The sequence below is a fragment of the Pseudomonas sp. LjRoot277 genome, from assembly GCF_964253845.1.
Lineage (GTDB): Bacteria > Pseudomonadota > Gammaproteobacteria > Pseudomonadales > Pseudomonadaceae > Aquipseudomonas.
The window spans coordinates 1,744,017-1,760,183 of sequence record NZ_CAXURI020000001.1 but is presented as its reverse complement, the minus strand read 5'-3'; the positions used below and the strand labels follow the sequence as shown (position 1 = coordinate 1,760,183).

The window sequence follows — 16,167 nt, the reverse complement described above, 5'->3', positions numbered from 1 at the left end:
TACCGGGAGATGTGTAGATACCTATGCCAATTGCCGCAGCGCAACGGGAGCGATCAATGTGACCAGCATGGAACCCGGCAACATCGGTGTCGATCCGCGCCTGAGCTTCGATGACCCGCTTCTGGACGGTCTGTTGATTCTCTGCAAACTCCACGGCGCGACGGTCAGTCGCGCCAGCCTGAGTGCCGGGCTGCCCCTGAACAAACAACGCTTGAGCCTGGATCTGCTGCCTCGCGCAGCGGCCCGGGCCAGTTTGCAGGCGCGATTGCTGCGCCGGGAACTGGCGGATATTTCTGCCCTCAACCTGCCTGTGATGCTGATCCTCAAGAACGGCCGTACGGCCGTTCTGCGACGCTTGGGCGATGACGGGCAGTTGCTGATTTTGCCGAGCGAAGCCGACGGCGGTGAGCAATGGGTCAGCACGGACGAGCTGGCCGCCAATTACAGCGGCCAGGCCTTGTTCGCGCGGCCACGGCATGAACTCGAAGACTTGCGCGCGCCGTTGGTGCCGCGAGTCGAGGCGTGGTTTCGCGACACGTTGAAGTTGTCGAAGTGGTTGTACAGCGATGCGATTCTGGCGAGTTTTCTGATCAACCTGCTGGGGCTGATGGTGCCGCTGTTCGTGATGCAGACCTACGACCGGGTGGTGCCGAACCAGGCCACGTCGACGTTGTGGGTGCTGTCCATCGGCTTGCTGATCGGCACCGGTTTCGAACTGGTGTTGCGGGTGGTGCGCGCGCACCTGCTGGACACCGCCGGGAAGAAAACCGACGTGATTCTTTCGGCCACGTTGTTCGAACGCATCACCGGCATGGCGATGAAAGCGCGGCCGGCAACCATCGGTGGTTTTGCCCAAAGCATTCACGACTTTCAGGGCCTGCGGGAATTCCTCACCGCCGTGACCCTCACCAGCCTGATCGACCTGCCCTTTGCCGTGCTGATGCTGGTGGTGATCGGCCTGCTCGGCGGCTGGCTGGTGGTGATTCCGGTACTGGCGTTTCCGATCACGATCATCTTCGCGATGGTGATCCAGGTGCGCCTGCGCGACACCGTACAGAAAAGCCTGACCCTGGGCGCCGAACGCCAGGCGCTGCTGATCGAAACCCTCGGCGGCCTGGAAACCCTCAAGGCCTGCAGCGCCGAAAGCGAACGCCAGCATAAATGGGAAAGCACCCACGGCGCCCTCACCCGCCTCGACAGCCATGCGCGCAACCTCTCGGCGCTGGCCACCAATGGCACGCTGTTCATCCAGCAATTCTGCGGCATGGCAACCATCGTCGCCGGGGTCTACAGCATCATCGCCGGCAACCTCAGCGTCGGCGCGCTGGTGGCGACCTACATGCTCGGCAGCCGGGTGCTCGCGCCGCTGGGGCAGATTGCCGGTTTGATCACGCGCTATCAGCAAGCGCAACTGACCATGAAAAGCACCGATGCGCTGATGTCCTTGCCGCAGGAACGCGACGCCAAACAACGGCCGCTTGAACGCACGCAACTGCAAGGCGCGATAGACGTCAGCAGTGTGACGTTCCACTACAACGGCCAGAACGGTCCAGCCCTGGCCAACATCAGCTTCAGCGTAAAACCCGGCGAGCGGATCGGCATCATCGGTCGCAGCGGCTCAGGCAAAAGTACGTTGGCGCGGCTGGTGATGGGTTTCTACGCACCGGAAGAAGGCCAGTTGCTGCTCGACGGCCTGGACTTGCGGCAACTGGACGTCGCCGACCTGCGCCAGCAAATCGGTTACGTCGCCCATGACCTGCCGCTGTTGGCCGGCAGCCTGCGCGACAACCTGACCCTCGGGGCACGCTACATCAGCGATTCACGGATGCTCGAAGTCGCCGAACTGACCGGCGTCACCGAGCTGGCGCGTCAGCATCCGCAAGGCTTCGACCGGCCGGTGGGTGAACGCGGACAACTGCTGTCCGGCGGGCAACGTCAGGCGGTGTTGCTGGCCCGTGCCTTGTTGCTGGATCCGCCGATCATGTTGCTCGACGAACCCACCAGCGCCATGGACAACAGCAGCGAAGACATTCTGCGACAAAAACTCCACCGCTGGGTCCAGGGCAAAACCCTGCTGCTAGTCACCCACCGCACCTCGATGCTCAGCCTGGTGGATCGGCTGGTGGTGCTGGACAACGGGCGGATCGTCGCCGACGGTCCGAAAGAAGCGGTCATCGATGCACTGCGCAAGGGCCGTGTCGGCTCTGCGGCTGTCTAGGAGCTAGCCATGGCCCGTTCATCATCCGACGCATCGCGCTCTGATTCGAAGCCGCGCGGCTACTTTGGCAGCTTCAGCAAAAGCGCCGAAAGCGAATTCATGCCGGAAACCGCCGGCGCCTCGTTGCAGGACTCACCACGCTGGTCGCGGATCACCGTGTGGCTGGCGGCCGCGCTGATTATCACGGCGGTGGTCTGGGCCAAATTTGCGGTGCTGCAGGAAGTGACCATGGGCGAAGGCAAGGCGATTCCGTCGAGCAAGGTTCAAGTGATCCAGAACCTGGAGGGCGGCATCGTCACTGAGATCTTCGTGCGCGAAGGGCAAATGGTGAACAAGGGCGACACCTTGCTGCGCCTCGATGACACTCGATTCCTGTCGAACAAGGGCGAAAGCGAGGCGGATCGTTATGCGCTGATCGCGCAGGTCGAACGGCTGTCGGCCGAAGCGGAAGGCCGGCCATTCAAGCTGTCCCCCGAAGTGATCGCCAAGGCGCCGCAAGTGGCCGAAGACGAGCGCTCGCTGTACGAGCAACGGCAACGTCGACTGGCCAGCGAACAGCGCACCTTGAGTGAGCAACTTCGGCAAAAAACCCAGGAGCTGGCGGAGTTCCGCTCCAAACAGGGCCAATTCAGTTCAAGCCTGGCGCTGCTGCAACAAGAAATGAACATGTCCGCGCCACTGGTGGGCACGGGGGCGGTTTCGCCGGTGGAAATTTTGCGACTCAAACGCAGCGCGGTGGAGATTCGCGGCTCCTTGAACGCCACGACGCTGGCGATTCCCCGTGCGGAATCGGCGATCAATGAGATCAGAAGCAAGATTGATGAGTCGGAACAATCCTTCCGCTCCGACGCGGCGAAAGAGCTGAATGAAAAACGCACCGACCTGTCGAAAATCACGGCATCGAGCATTGCTATCGATGACCGCGTAACCCGCACCACGGTGGTGTCGCCGGTTCACGGGATTATCAAAGTGCTGAAGGTCAACACCATCGGCGGCGTGGTCCAGCCAGGCAGCGACATGGTGGAAATCGTGCCCATTGAAGACAACTTGCTGATCGAAGCCAAGGTCCGGCCGCAGGACGTGGCGTTTCTGCATCCGGGGCAGAAAGCGATGGTCAAGTTCAGTGCTTACGACTACACGATTTATGGCGGGTTGACTGCGAAGCTGGAGTTGCTTGGCGCGGACACGATTACGGATGACAAGGGCAACAGCTTCTACCTGATTCAGGTGAGGACGGATAAAAACCATTTGGGCGGCGATGTGAAACCGTTGTTGATCATTCCGGGGATGGTGGCGACGGTGGACATCATTACCGGGGAGAAAAGTGTGTTGGATTACTTGCTCAAACCGGTGCTCAAGGCCCGGACCGAAGCGATGCGGGAACGCTAAACCGACGCGATCCCTGTGGCGAGGGAGCTTGCTCCCGTTGGGCTGCGAAGCAGACCCAAACCCAACACCTCGGTGTATCAGGGATATCGTGCTGGCAGGTTTCGGGAGCGCTTCGCACTCCAGCGGGAGCAAGCTCCCTCGCCACACGTGGTCATTTGTTGTGATTGCGCTGATAGACCTCCTCCCCCATCGCTGCGATCTGCCCCTCGATCAACGCTTCGAACGGTCGTAGCAACGGTTCGAAAGTGCTCGGTGCTTCGAGGGTCTGCAACGCCTGAACAATTGCCTCCACCGTCGACAACGCGCCCGGCCCCGGTGCTTTGCGCAATCGATATCTCGACACCGCGCCCTCTGCCAACGTCACCCTCGGCAGCGCCGCCAGCAGCGGGTTGAGGTGCAGCATCTTGCGCGCCTTGCGCCAGGTGCCGTCCGGGACGACCAGCAAAAGCGGTTCATCTGACGCGGTATAAGCCTGCAACGGCTGCGCATCATCGGCAGGAAACAGCAGCCGCGCCTGATAACCCGGCTGGTTCAACAATGCCGGCAAATCCTCGAACACCTCGCCCACTATCAACTCGGCATTCATCAACCCCAATGCCGCCAAGCGCGCGGTGTTCAGCGCATGGTTCACTTCGCTCGGATGCTGCAACAACAGCACTCGGGTGCGGCTGTCGAGGCTCGGAATCAGCGGGCACAAACAGTGAGTTTGCGGGCGCAGGCAGCGCGGACATTGGATTCTGGACATTGCGTCTTTTTCCTTTAAGCGGCCTGATTCAGTTGCGCTTTGAGCAAATCGCGGAAGGTCTGGATCAGCGGTTCGCGGCTGCGACCACGACGCACGATCATCGAAAACGGCGCCTGATAACCGAAAGTCGCCGGCAGCAGCACCCGCAAATCACCCTTGTCAGCCCACGCCTGGGCGTAGTGCTCCGGCAGGTAGCCGATGTAGGCACCGGACAGCACCAGAATCAGCTGCGCCTCCATACTTTCCACCGTCGCCGCACTGTGTTTGAAACCGTGGCGCGCCAGTTCCGCCTGGCTCCAGTAGCCGCGGCCAACCATGCGTTGCTGAGTGATGACTTGCTCGGGAATACGCCGCTCGGTGAACAGCGGATGACGACTGCTGCAATACAGCCAGTGTTGCTCGCGGTACAGCGGCATGTAGACCAGACCGCTCATGCGCGTGGAGAACGCGCCGATGGCCAGGTCGAGGCGGTTGTCCTGCACGCCGAGTTGCAGCTCGTAAGGGCTCATCACCGAGAGGTGCAAATGCACGGCCGGGTGTTCCTGACTGTAAGCGCCAATGGCTTCAGCGAAGGGCAAGGCCTTGTCGCTGACGGTGGAGTCGATCACCCCCAGGTTGAGGGTGCCGCGCAGTTCGCCCTTGAGGGCGGCAGCGTATTGCTCGAAGCCTTCGAGTTCGCCGAGCAGGCGCAGGGTTTCCTGGTGAAACAGCTCGCCTTTGCTGGTCAGGCTGAAACCACCGCGGCCGCGATGGCAGAGGACCAGGCCGAGGGCGGCTTCGAGCTGGCTCATGTAAGTGCTGATGGCCGAGGTCGAGAGGTTGAGCTCTTGCTGGGCGTTGGCAAACCCCTGATGGCGAACCACGCTGACGAAGATGCGTAAAAGTTTCAGGTCGGGTAATGCGTTGGCCATGGGGGCTCCCGCTAGATGATGTGTTGTCTGTTGGAAACACCCCTCACCCCAACCCTCTCCCCAGAGGGTAGAGGGAGCTGACCGAGGTGTTCTCTCGGGATCCTGCGAGCTGAACTACCGAGTCGAACTCAGTTTTGAAGACGATGAAGATCGGCTCCCTTTCCCCCTCTCCCCTCTGGGGCGGTCCGACGCTTCGGGAGGGCTGGGGTGAGGGGTCGTTCTTGAGCCGGTCACAAATCTCAATGCCGCAAAGTCTAATCCCCCTCCAGCCATTAGTTTAGAAAAATCTGAACTAAGTATTTGTCCGTAGCGATTCTTCCCGCCCACTACATTTCGCAGAATCGGCCCCTAATACAAAAAAGATGAGGCCTGAACCCGTGGACAAGATTCTTCACCAACCACTGGGCGGCAATGAAATGCCGCGCTTCGGCGGCATCGCCACCATGATGCGACTTCCCCATGTGCCAACCGCTGCCGGTCTGGATGCTGCCTTCGTTGGCGTCCCACTGGACATCGGCACCTCGCTGCGCCCAGGCACCCGTTTCGGACCTCGCGAAATCCGCGCTGAATCGGTGATGATCCGCCCTTACAACATGGCCACCGGCGCTGCACCGTTCGACTCGCTGTCGGTTGCCGACATCGGTGACGTGGCGATCAACACGTTCAACCTGCTGGACGCGGTACGGATCATCGAAGAGTCCTACCACAAAATCCTCGAACACAATGTGATCCCCCTGACCCTCGGCGGCGATCACACCATCACCCTGCCAATCCTGCGTGCGATTCATAAGAAGCACGGCAAGGTCGGCCTGGTGCACATCGACGCTCACGCCGATGTGAACGATCACATGTTCGGCGAGAAAATCGCCCACGGCACCACCTTCCGTCGCGCTGTCGAAGAAGGCCTTCTGGATCCGGACCGCGTGGTGCAAATCGGTCTGCGCGCTCAGGGCTACACCGCTGACGACTTCAACTGGAGCCGCAACCAGGGCTTCCGTGTGGTTCAGGCCGAAGAGTGCTGGCACAAATCCCTGGCCCCACTGATGGCCGAAGTTCGCGAGAAAGTTGGCGGCGGTCCGGTGTACTTGAGTTTCGACATCGACGGCATCGATCCAGCGTGGGCGCCAGGCACCGGCACCCCGGAAATCGGCGGCCTGACGACCATTCAGGCGATTGAAATCGTTCGCGGCTGCCAAGGCCTCGACCTGGTCGGTTGCGATCTGGTAGAAGTCTCGCCCGCTTACGACACCACCGGTAACACCTCGCTGCTGGCCGCCAACCTGCTGTACGAAATGCTCTGCGTACTGCCTGGCGTAGTCCACCGCTGAGGATTGGTCGTGAACGAACGTGATCAGGTACTCCAGGCCGCTGCCGATCTGGTAGCCGCCTTCGCCCGTAATGATCGCGAAGCCTACTTCGGTGCGTTCAGCACCGACGCGAGCTTCGTGTTCTACACCCTCGAGCAGCCCCTGCTGTCGCGCGATGCCTATCAGGCGTTGTGGGACACCTGGCGCTCGGAGGATGGCTTCGAGGTGATCTCGTGCACCTCAAGCAACGCCTTCGTCAGCCTGCAGGGTGACGTGGCGATTTTCATCCATGACGTGGCCACCGAGCTGCGCATGCAAGGGGAGCAACACTTCAGCCAGGAGCGCGAGACGATTGTGTTTCGCCGACAACAACAAGGCCTATGGCTGGCCTGCCACGAACATTTGTCCGCGATGCCGGAAGGGCTGCCAACCCCTTAGCCAAACAGGTGACGCTCACACACGATGAGCGCGCCTTTATGATCGGAGCTGATCATGAATAACAACAACAAAGACCAAAGCCTTACGCACATTGAAACCTACGGGGTCGAACAGATCCCGGACAGTGAACGCACCGCAGGCCCGACGGATTTGTTCCGGATGATCTTTGGTGGTTCCAACACTTTTGCTACCGCCGTGCTCGGCAGTTTCCCGGTACTGTTCGGCCTGTCTTTTCAGGCGGGCGTCTGGGCGATTGTGCTGGGCGTGTTGCTGGGCTCGCTGATCCTTGCGCCAATGGGCCTGTTCGGCCCGATCAATGGCACCAACAACGCCGTGTCTTCCGGTGCGCACTTCGGCGTGCACGGGCGGATCGTCGGTTCGTTTCTGTCGCTGTTGACCGCCATCGCCTTCTTCTCGCTCTCGGTGTGGAGTTCGGGTGATGCGCTGATCGGTGGCGCCAAGCGCTTGATCGGTCTTCCGGAAACCGACCTGACCCTGGGCCTGGCCTACGGTCTGTTCGCGATCCTGGTGCTAACCGTGTGCATCTACGGTTTCCGCTTCCTGCTGTGGGTCAACAAGATCGCGGTGTGGAGTGCCAGTCTGTTGTTCCTGCTGGGCATCTTCGCCTTCATCGGTCCGTTCGATGTGAACTACGCCGGCACCGTCAGCATGGGTCAACCGGGTTTCTGGGCGGCCTTTATCGGCGCGGCGCTGGTCGCGATGAGCAACCCGATTTCCTTCGGCGCGTTCCTCGGTGACTGGTCGCGTTACATCCCGCGTGACACCTCCAAGCGCCGCATCATGGCGGCGGTGGTGATCTCGCAAATCGCAACCTTTATCCCGTTCCTGTTCGGCCTCGCCACCGCCACCATCGTAGCGATCAAGGCACCGGACTACATCGCCGCCAACAACTACGTCGGCGGCCTGCTGGCCGTTTCGCCGAGCTGGTTCTTCCTGCCGGTGTGCCTGATCGCGGTGATCGGCGGCATGTCCACCGGCACCACCTCGCTCTATGGCACCGGGCTGGACATGTCCAGCGTGTTCCCTCGTGTGCTGTCGCGGGTCAAGGCCACGCTGCTGATCGGCGTGATGTCGATTGCCTTCATCTTCATCGGTCGCTTCGCCGCGAACCTGGTGCAGAGCGTATCGACCTTCGCTGTGCTGATCATCACCTGCACCACCCCGTGGATGGTGATCATGATCATCGGTCTGCTGGTGCGTCGCGGCTTCTACTGCCCGGATGACCTGCAAGTGTTCACCCGCGGCGAGAAAGGTGGTCGTTACTGGTTCACGCACGGCTGGAACTGGCGTGGGCTGGGTGCCTGGATCCCGAGTGCTGCGGTGGGCTTGTGCTTTGTGAACCTGCCGGGGCAGTTCGTGGGTCCGCTCGGTGAACTGGCCGGCGGCATCGACATCAGCTTGCCGGTCACCCTTGGCCTGGCGTCGCTGGTGTACCTGGCGCTGCTGAGCCTGTTCCCGGAATCGGCCGCGGTGTTCGGTCCAAACGATCCACGCAGCAAGGGTGCCAGCACCATCACGAAATCTGAATTACGTCAGCCGGCTTGAAACCGCTTCCCCTGTGGGAGCGAGCCTGCTCGCGAAGACGGCGGCACATTCAACATCAATGTGACTGATAGACCGCTTTCGCGAGCAGGCTCGCTCCCACAGTGAGCAGCTCCACAGAACCATCTTTGTTTCACCATAAAAAAGACAATCGGAGACACGCCATCATGGCATTGGATTTATTCGTCGTACTCATCTACGCCGCCGCGATGCTGATACTCGGCTACTACGGCATGCGCAAGGCCAAGACCAACGAAGACTTTTTGGTCGCCGGTCGTAACCTCGGCCCGAGCCTGTACATGGGCACCATGGCCGCAACCGTTCTGGGCGGCGCATCTACCGTCGGCACCGTGCGCTTGGGCTACGTCCATGGCATCTCCGGTTTCTGGCTCTGCGCGGCCCTCGGTTGCGGGATCGTGGCGCTGAACCTGTTCCTCGCCAAACCGCTGCTGAAACTGAAAATCTACACCGTTACCCAGGTGCTGGAAAAACGCTACAACCCGATGGCCCGCTCCGCGAGCGCGGTGATCATGCTGGCGTATGCGCTGATGATCGGCGTGGTCTCGATCCTGGCCATTGGCACCGTGCTGCAAGTGCTGTTCGACCTGCCGTTCTGGCTGTCGGTATTGGTCGGCGGTGGCGTGGTGGTGATTTATTCGGCGATCGGCGGCATGTGGTCCCTGACCCTGACCGACATCGTCCAGTTCGTCATCAAGACCGTGGGCCTGATGTTCATCCTGTTGCCAATCTGCCTGTACCGCGTCGGTGGTTGGGATGAGTTGGTGTTGAAACTGCCGGCAACCGCCTTCAGCTTCACCACGATTGGCTGGGACACCATCATCACCTACTTCATGATCTACTTCTTCGGGATCCTGATCGGCCAAGACATCTGGCAGCGTGTGTTCACCGTCAAGAGCGCCAAGGTGGCTCAGGTCGCCGGTACATTCGCAGGCTTCTACTGCATCCTTTACGGACTGGCCTGCGCCCTGATCGGCATGGCCGCCCATGTGCTGATCCCGGACCTGGACAACGTCAACAACGCCTTCGCCGCCATCGTCAAACTGTCCCTGCCGGACGGTATCCGTGGCCTGGTGATCGCCGCTGCCCTGGCGGCCATGATGTCCACCGCCAGCGCCGGCCTGCTCGCCGCCGCCACCACCCTGACCGAAGACCTGCTGCCGAAACTGCGCGGCGGTAAACAGTCGACGCTGGGCATCAACCGCCTGTTCACCCTGTTGACCGGCATCGTGGTACTCGGCATCGCTCTGGTCGTGAATGACGTGATCAGCGCCCTGACCCTGGCGTACAACCTGTTGGTGGGCGGCATGCTGATCCCGCTGATCGGTGCGATTTTCTGGAAACGCGCAAACACCGCTGGCGCTATCGCCAGCATGGGCATGGGCTTCGCCACAGCGTTGGTGTTCATGTTCAAAGACGGTCTGGATGCCAACACTCCGATCTACTACAGCCTCGGCGTAGGTCTGGTGAGTTTCGTGGTAGTCAGCTTGCTGTCCCCTCGCCCTGCAGTGGTGGCCAGCGCCGCCTAAGCTGAACATAACGACTTGATGCTTTCTTCGACGGGTGTGGCGTCGGTTGCCACACCCGTTTTTTTTCGTCTGAAGGAAACTGCTTATGAAGATCGTCAGCCGCGATCAGTGGTTCGAGGTGAAACAGCTCAGTGACGGCATTCGCCTGATTCACGAGCCTTACATCCGCCCCTTCTATCGTTGCAACCTCTGGCACATCCAGGGGCGCGACAAAGACTTGCTGCTCGACAGCGGTTCCGGGCTGGTCAGCCTGCGCGAGCAACTGCCATGGATCACCGAACGGCCGCTGGTCGCCGTGGCCAGTCATTGCCATTTCGACCACATCGCCGGGCACCACGAATTCCCTGAGCGGCTGGTGCATCCGGCTGAAGCGGACATCCTCGCCGCACCCGACGGCGACAACGATTTGAGCAAAGCCTTTGTCGGCGACGACATGTTCGAAGCGCATCCCGATTGCCCGTTGTGCTACGCCGAATACCGGGTCAAAGCTGCGCCAGCCACTGGCCTGATCGAAGAAGGCGACGTGCTGGATCTGGGCAACCGCACGCTGCAAGTGCTGCATACGCCGGGGCATTCACCGGGCGGCATCAGCCTGTATGAAGCGGCGACCGAGACCCTGTTCAGCGGCGACATCATCTACGACGGGCCGTTGATCGAAGACGCCTACCACTCCAACCTCGACGACTACGCCCGCAGCCTGCAGCGTTTGCGCGAGTTGCCGATCCGCACGGTGCATGGCGGGCATTTCGGAAGTTTTTCCGGAGAGCATTTGCGCACGATGATTGACGAGTGGCAGCGCTTGCACGCCTGAAGCCTGCTGGAGAGTCAGGACGGCGAATGACTTGAGCCGGTTTTTGACGGAGATCGGAAGGCACTAAGCCCGCCCACTCTCTTGAATTCGCCTGGGTCCCTGTAGCAGCTGCCGAGTACCGCGAGGCTGCGTTCGGCGGCGAAGCCGTCGTGAATTCAGACGATGCGGTGTGTCAGGAAAATCCTGCACGCAGGGTTTACGCCTGCTCCGCAGCCGAACGCAGCCTCGCGGTGCTCGACAGCTGCTACAACAACGGCTGCGTTACGTTTACCGGCGGCGCTGCTGGCGTCGGCGTTGTTCGTCGTCAGTGCGAATAGGCACAGGTTGCAGAGGCGGTTCGATCAAACCGAGTGCAACACCCAAGTCGTGCAGCCAGTTTTGGATTTTCTCTTTCATGGTGCCCCCTTCAGGGTAGTGCCGAGTGGCCAAAATTCTGTAGCCACTTCGCACTGATAATAGTCCGAAGTCCTACGCAATGCTCGCCCAAAGTCGCAATGATCTGTTACTGAATTGATCAAAATACCTGACCGATAGTTCAAGCCATCGCCCGAGCCTGACTCGGCGCCGACGGATAGACCAATTGTTGCTGCTCAAGCCAGGCGTTCAAGTTCGCCCCAACCATGCCTTTGCGCCACATCAGCCACGTGGTGGCACTGGCAAATGGCTCGGCCAACGGATGCACCGCCACGCTTTCGCGGCCCGGCAGGCTGGCGAGCATCGACTCTGACATCAGCGCCACGCCTGAGCCGGCGATCACGCAAGCGAGCATCCCCGGATAAGACTCGATTTCCATCGCCCGGCCCATGGCCGCGTGGTAATGGGAGAACCAGGCTTCCAGGCGCATCCGGTAGGAACAACCCTGCCGAAAAGTGAACACCGAGCGCCCTTCCACATCCAGCGCGCTGAGGATCGGCGGGTGATCAGCCTCGCTGATCAGCACCAGCCGTTCATCGCACAACGGCACGCCGTCGAGCCCGGCCAGTTCCAGCGGACCGTCCACCAACGCCGCATCGAGGCGACCGGTGAGCAAACCTTCAAGCAATTCGCCGCTCGGCCCGGACTGCACTTGCAGATTCACCGCCGGATAAGTGCGGTGATAACGCGCCAACAACCCCGGCAAATGAATCGCCGCCGTGCTGTACATAGTACCGAGTACGAAGTCCCCGGCCGGTTGCCCGCCTTGCACCGCCGCTTGAGCTTCGTCGCGCAGATTGAACAGCTTGGCGGTGTAGTCCAGCAGGACTTTTCCTGCAGGCGACAACTGCAAACGCTGACGTTCACGCACGAACAGCTCTACGCCGAGTTGCTCTTCCAACTGTTTAAGCCGGGTCGACAGGTTCGATGGCACCCGGTGCAGGCGTTCGGCAGCGCGGGTGATGGAACCCTCCTCCGCTACCGCCTGGAAAATTCGCAATTGGCTGAACTCCACGCCATTCTCCAAATCAGAACAAGTTACTCACTATTATTCATTTTAAAAGAAAGTCAATCAGTCCTAGCCTGACGGTCATTGATCCTCTGCTGGAATTCAGACCATGTCCCCTCTGATTCGCTTACTCGCCAGTTTCATCGCCCTGATGATGGCCATGGGCATCGGGCGTTTCGCCCTCACGCCTCAGTTGCCGCACCTGCTCAGCGAAGGTCAGATCGACCTGACCGCCGCCGGTCTGATTGCCGCAGCCAACTACCTTGGCTACTTCGTTGGCGCAGTGGACGCGATGTTCTCTCGCCGCCCCGAGCAAGTCCGCCGGCGTTTGCTGGGTGGTTTATGGCTCTGTGTATTGCTGACGTTGGCCTCGTTCTGGGCCAACGGGTTTTGGTCCCATCTGGTGCTGCGGTTCGGCACCGGCGTGGCCAGCGCCTGGGTGCTGGTGATGATCACTGCGTTGAGCCAGCCACTGGCCGCGGCGGCCGGTCGCCCACGGCTTGGTGCCCTGGTATTTGCCGGACCGGGTTTGGGGATTTTTCTGACGGGCTTGCTGGCCTTGGGATCGAACCTGCTGGGGCAGACTTCTGCAGCCTTGTGGCTGGTGTATGCCGGCGTCGGGCTGGCGATGCTGCTGGGGATTCTGCCGTTCCTGCCGCAACCGGTCATGACCGTGGCCGCCACTCCCAGCGTCGCTGGCTCGGGTAATCATGGCATCGGCCGTTTAGGCGTGGTCTATGGGCTGTACGGTTTGGGCTACATCATTCCGGCCACTTTCCTCTCGCAAATGGCCAACGCGCAGTTCCATGGCCGATGGCAGGCCGATCTGTTCTGGCCTTGCTTCGGCCTTGCTTCGGCCATCGGGGTGGTGCTGGTGAGTCTGCGTCGACAACACCCGCAGGGCACTCGCTATTGGCTGATGGCGACGTTGTGGCTGCAAGCCGCCGGGGTCTTCGCCTGCTTGTTGGGCAGCGGCCCAGGCCTGGCCTTGGGCGTGATCCTCTGCGGCACGCCGTTCCTTGCCTGCATGCAATTGGTGATGCAACGTTCCCGGGAACTGGCGCCCCACGCCACCCAGCGCAACGCCGGGCTGCTGACGGCGTGCTTTGCGGTGGGCCAGCTCAGCGGGCCGTTGCTGGCCGCATTGAGCAGCCACTTCAGCGGTGGTTTGCAGCCCGCGCTGGTGTTCGCCGGCAGCGGTTTGATTGTCGCTGGCGGTCTGCTATTGCGTCCGGTCAGCTCTGCCCAAGGGCTTTGCGCAAGCGACGGCGCACCCACTGCTCAGCGCTGACAAACGTGATGCCCAACAACACCAGCACCGCGCCGACAACAAAGTTGAAGCTCAGCTCTTCGCCCAGCAGCACCACGCCGAACGTGACGCCGAACAGCGGCGTCATGAACGAAAACACCGCCAGGTTCGCCGCCAGATAACGGCGCAACAGCCAGAACCAGGTCAAGTAACTGAAGAACGACACCACCAATCCCTGGAACAACACACTGGCCACCGCCACGGTGGTCAGGCTGACGTGAGTGACCTGGCCGCTGAGGATGGCGATCAGCAACAACCCAACGAAACCGACAATCAATTGATAGAACAGCGTCAGGGTCACCGGCGCTTCCGACAGGCGCGAAGCGCGCACCACCACCGTCGTTGCCCCCCATGACGCGCCAGCCAGCACGCCCAGCGCATCGCCCATCAACATGCGGTGATCGAGGTTGTCCCACGACACCCCGCCGGCAAAGGCGATGGCGATCCCGACGAAGGCGAGGAAAATCCCCAGCCACTGGACCGGTCTTAAACGCTCGCTCGGCAACAGCCAATGAACGCCCAATGCGGTGAAGATCGGCGCGGTGTAAAGGAACACCGACATGTGCGCAGCCGTGGTCAGCTGCAGGCCTTCGGAAATGAAGAAGAACTCCAGGCCAAAAAGCGCGCCAGCCAGTAGTCCACCGCGCCAGGTGTTGCCCACTTGATCCCAGCCGCCCTTCCAGCAGATCAACAGTCCTACGAGCAACGCGGAAATACCCGAGCGCCCGGCGGCCTGCATGACCGGCGCGATGTCTGGCGCCGCCCACTTGATCATCACCTGCTGAACCCCCCAGATCAGGCACAACCCAATCATCACTTGCAGGGCAAACCCATCGGCGCTGCGCCGGGTGGCGCTCACCGGAACACCTCGACAACACAAAACATGGCAGTCACTCGACAGTAAAAAGCAAAGCCCCGACACAGGGCCGGGACTTTTTCATCACACTCCAACCCTATGCAATCGCGTTACATGAGGGCGGGCGCGAGGTCAGCTCAGTTCAATGCGATCGGCGTGAATAACGATCTGGCCGTTCTTGTACAACGCACCGATGGCCTTTTTGAAGTTACCCTTGCTGACACCAAACATACTGCTGATCACCGTCGGGTCGCTCTTGTCGCTGACCGGCAGGCTGCCATTGTTGTCGCGCAACTTGGCGAGAATCTTCGAGTTCAGGCTGGTGGCGGCTTCTTCGCCGACCGGTTGCAGGCTCAGGCTGATCTTGCCGTCGGCACGGACTTCTTTGATAAAGCCCTTCTCTTCTTTACCGGCGCGCATGAACTTGAAGATTTCGTTCTTGTGAATCAGACCCCAGTGCTTGTTGTTGATGATCGCCTTGAAGCCCATATCGGTGGCTTCGGCAACCAGCAAATCAACTTCCTGGCCAGGGGTGTAGTTGGCCGGGGTCTTGTCGAGGTAGCGATCCAGACGCGCCGTCGCGGTGATGCGGCGGGTGTGTTTGTCGAGGTAGACGTGCACCACCACATACTCGCCGGCGGTCATCTGGCGCTTTTCTTCGGAGTACGGCAGCAACAGATCCTTCGGCAAACCCCAATCCAGGAAAACACCGATGCTGTTGACTTCAACGACTTTTAAACTGGCAAACTCACCGACCTGAACTTTCGGCTTTTCGGTAGTTGCGATGAGTTTGTCATCGCTGTCCAGATAAATAAAAACGTTGAGCCAGTCTTCATCTTCGCTGGGAATATCTTTGGGAATATAACGATTAGGCAGGAGGATTTCGCCATCCGCGCCACCGTCCAGATATAAACCGAAGTTAGTGTGTTTAACCACTTGCAAACTGTTGTAGCGCCCGACTAAAGCCATTTCCAATACCCTCATTGCGTGGGCGGCATTCTACCCGGTTTTGCGGGCCGCGTTCGCTGGCCAGCCCGGTGGCGCAAGAAAATCCTCTGAAGGGCTTAATTTTCCTGGGCTTTACCGCACGTGCCTGGCCGCTCGTCAGGCCGTTCTGGAAATTTTCGCACCCGTCCGCCAGACGGAAAACTGTAATTTTTCACGATCGTTCTTAGTTAAAACAGCAGCTTAGAGGCCTATTCAGAATAATAACTTGTGATTAATTCTTCATCTGCCCTGTGTATTTCGGGGGGATATTTACCAAGCAATTGTCAAGTATTTCCTGTACGATGCCTGGCCAAGTTAATTTTCTATAGGTTAATGGCCGCCATGCGTGTAAAAGCATCCAACAGCAAAGCAAAGCCAGCTCCAGCCGTTGAAACCAGCGAATCGATCAACAGCCAGATTGCTGCGTTCCTCAAGTCCGGCGGAGAGATCCAGCAAATTGCCAAAGGCGTCAGCGGCCAGACGTTCGGCCCGTCCAAGCAGATCACCCTGGGCAAGAAGTAACTTCCCCTAGATCCGCCGCATCACCTGGTCCCTAAGCGCTTTGAGCTTCGAAGCGCTTGGACTGGAACCCTCCTCGCAACACCCCCGCAAACAAACCAATATTTCAAAAATCGACGAACGGCCCTCGATGCCGAGCATTCG

At 60.2% G+C, this 16,167-nt stretch carries 16 protein-coding genes; 10 read left to right on the top strand and 6 right to left on the bottom strand.

Annotated elements, in window-relative coordinates; all coding sequences use genetic code 11:
- Positions 1-58 precede the first annotated feature (58 nt).
- Together ACSQ87_RS08410 and ACSQ87_RS08405 are read left to right on the top strand one after the other, a co-directional pair.
- Entirely contained in the window at positions 59-2,218 is a 2,160-nt protein-coding gene (locus tag ACSQ87_RS08410; protein WP_223432049.1) for a type I secretion system permease/ATPase, read from the top strand.
- Between the two features lie 9 nt (positions 2,219-2,227).
- Positions 2,228-3,607 carry an HlyD family type I secretion periplasmic adaptor subunit gene (locus ACSQ87_RS08405; protein WP_223432048.1) on the top strand — a complete coding sequence of 460 codons (1,380 nt, stop codon included), beginning with the start codon at positions 2,228-2,230 and terminating at the stop codon, positions 3,605-3,607.
- 151 nt (positions 3,608-3,758) lie between these two features.
- On the opposite strand, the gene ACSQ87_RS08400 is transcribed toward ACSQ87_RS08405, so the two are convergent.
- Both ACSQ87_RS08400 and ACSQ87_RS08395 read right to left on the bottom strand, forming a co-directional pair.
- Positions 3,759-4,352: a tRNA-uridine aminocarboxypropyltransferase gene (locus tag ACSQ87_RS08400; RefSeq protein WP_223432047.1), complete on the bottom strand. Its 594-nt coding sequence runs from the start codon at positions 4,350-4,352 to the stop codon at positions 3,759-3,761.
- A gap of 14 nt (positions 4,353-4,366) precedes the next feature.
- Positions 4,367-5,263 carry a LysR family transcriptional regulator gene (locus ACSQ87_RS08395; protein WP_008153227.1) on the bottom strand — a complete coding sequence of 299 codons (897 nt, stop codon included), beginning with the start codon at positions 5,261-5,263 and terminating at the stop codon, positions 4,367-4,369.
- Positions 5,264-5,640: 377 nt separating this feature from the next.
- Here ACSQ87_RS08395 and speB point away from each other — a divergent pair, with 377 nt between their 5' ends.
- The 6 genes from speB (at position 5,641) to ACSQ87_RS08365 (ending at position 11,246) form a co-directional block, all read left to right on the top strand.
- The gene (gene speB / locus ACSQ87_RS08390; RefSeq protein ID WP_008153224.1) at positions 5,641-6,591 is read left to right on the top strand and encodes an agmatinase; all 951 of its coding nucleotides are present in this window, start codon (positions 5,641-5,643) and stop codon (positions 6,589-6,591) included.
- Positions 6,592-6,600: 9 nt separating this feature from the next.
- Positions 6,601-7,008 (top strand): YybH family protein, encoded by a 408-nt coding sequence (locus ACSQ87_RS08385; RefSeq protein WP_223432046.1) that lies wholly within the window; start codon positions 6,601-6,603, stop codon positions 7,006-7,008.
- Positions 7,009-7,062: 54 nt separating this feature from the next.
- A complete protein-coding gene (locus ACSQ87_RS08380; RefSeq protein WP_223432045.1) occupies positions 7,063-8,574 on the top strand; it encodes a purine-cytosine permease family protein in 1,512 nt (503 codons plus the stop codon).
- A 164-nt stretch (positions 8,575-8,738) separates the two neighbouring features.
- The gene (locus tag ACSQ87_RS08375) at positions 8,739-10,118 is read left to right on the top strand and encodes a sodium:solute symporter (RefSeq protein WP_046048105.1); all 1,380 of its coding nucleotides are present in this window, start codon (positions 8,739-8,741) and stop codon (positions 10,116-10,118) included.
- Between the two features lie 85 nt (positions 10,119-10,203).
- The gene (locus ACSQ87_RS08370; protein ID WP_150655036.1) at positions 10,204-10,929 is read left to right on the top strand and encodes an MBL fold metallo-hydrolase; all 726 of its coding nucleotides are present in this window, start codon (positions 10,204-10,206) and stop codon (positions 10,927-10,929) included.
- Between the two features lie 149 nt (positions 10,930-11,078).
- On the top strand, positions 11,079-11,246 hold the full coding sequence (locus tag ACSQ87_RS08365; protein ID WP_223432054.1) for a hypothetical protein: 168 nt from the start codon (positions 11,079-11,081) through the stop codon (positions 11,244-11,246).
- Here ACSQ87_RS08365 and ACSQ87_RS08360 read toward each other — a convergent pair.
- Both ACSQ87_RS08360 and ptrR read right to left on the bottom strand, forming a co-directional pair.
- The gene (locus ACSQ87_RS08360; RefSeq protein ID WP_007914492.1) at positions 11,197-11,325 is read right to left on the bottom strand and encodes a PA1414 family protein; all 129 of its coding nucleotides are present in this window, start codon (positions 11,323-11,325) and stop codon (positions 11,197-11,199) included. The genes ACSQ87_RS08365 and ACSQ87_RS08360 overlap by 50 nt on opposite strands.
- A 139-nt stretch (positions 11,326-11,464) precedes the next feature.
- Positions 11,465-12,358: a putrescine utilization regulator PtrR gene (gene ptrR, locus ACSQ87_RS08355; protein WP_056742691.1), complete on the bottom strand. Its 894-nt coding sequence runs from the start codon at positions 12,356-12,358 to the stop codon at positions 11,465-11,467.
- 103 nt (positions 12,359-12,461) lie between these two features.
- Here ptrR and ACSQ87_RS08350 point away from each other — a divergent pair, with 103 nt between their 5' ends.
- Positions 12,462-13,643 (top strand): MFS transporter, encoded by a 1,182-nt coding sequence (locus ACSQ87_RS08350; RefSeq protein ID WP_223432044.1) that lies wholly within the window; start codon positions 12,462-12,464, stop codon positions 13,641-13,643.
- Here the strand turns inward: ACSQ87_RS08350 and ACSQ87_RS08345 are convergent.
- Together ACSQ87_RS08345 and ACSQ87_RS08340 are read right to left on the bottom strand one after the other, a co-directional pair.
- Complete coding sequence (locus tag ACSQ87_RS08345; RefSeq protein ID WP_046048101.1) at positions 13,588-14,520, bottom strand: DMT family transporter; 933 nt, start codon at positions 14,518-14,520, stop codon at positions 13,588-13,590. The genes ACSQ87_RS08350 and ACSQ87_RS08345 overlap by 56 nt on opposite strands.
- Positions 14,521-14,649: 129 nt before the next feature.
- Entirely contained in the window at positions 14,650-15,486 is an 837-nt protein-coding gene (locus ACSQ87_RS08340) for a CvfB family protein (protein WP_033056115.1), read from the bottom strand.
- A 351-nt stretch (positions 15,487-15,837) separates the two neighbouring features.
- Between ACSQ87_RS08340 and ACSQ87_RS08335 the strand changes: the two genes are divergently transcribed.
- Entirely contained in the window at positions 15,838-16,026 is a 189-nt protein-coding gene (locus tag ACSQ87_RS08335; RefSeq protein ID WP_172668627.1) for a hypothetical protein, read from the top strand.
- The last annotated feature ends 141 nt before the right edge of the window (positions 16,027-16,167 follow it).

Bases quoted from the DNA above. Each gene is read 5' to 3' on its own strand.
- ACSQ87_RS08405 (WP_223432048.1), top strand. From the start codon at position 2,228: ATGGCCCGTTCATCATCCGACGCATCGCGCTCTGATTCGAAGCCGCGC.
- ACSQ87_RS08400 (WP_223432047.1), bottom strand. From the start codon at position 4,352: ATGTCCAGAATCCAATGTCCGCGCTGCCTGCGCCCGCAAACTCACTGT.
- ACSQ87_RS08395 (WP_008153227.1), bottom strand. From the start codon at position 5,263: ATGGCCAACGCATTACCCGACCTGAAACTTTTACGCATCTTCGTCAGC.
- ACSQ87_RS08380 (WP_223432045.1), top strand. From the start codon at position 7,063: ATGAATAACAACAACAAAGACCAAAGCCTTACGCACATTGAAACCTAC.
- ACSQ87_RS08375 (WP_046048105.1), top strand. From the start codon at position 8,739: ATGGCATTGGATTTATTCGTCGTACTCATCTACGCCGCCGCGATGCTG.
- ACSQ87_RS08370 (WP_150655036.1), top strand. From the start codon at position 10,204: ATGAAGATCGTCAGCCGCGATCAGTGGTTCGAGGTGAAACAGCTCAGT.
- ACSQ87_RS08360 (WP_007914492.1), bottom strand. From the start codon at position 11,325: ATGAAAGAGAAAATCCAAAACTGGCTGCACGACTTGGGTGTTGCACTC.
- ACSQ87_RS08350 (WP_223432044.1), top strand. From the start codon at position 12,462: ATGTCCCCTCTGATTCGCTTACTCGCCAGTTTCATCGCCCTGATGATG.
- ACSQ87_RS08340 (WP_033056115.1), bottom strand. From the start codon at position 15,486: ATGGCTTTAGTCGGGCGCTACAACAGTTTGCAAGTGGTTAAACACACT.
- ACSQ87_RS08335 (WP_172668627.1), top strand. From the start codon at position 15,838: ATGGCCGCCATGCGTGTAAAAGCATCCAACAGCAAAGCAAAGCCAGCT.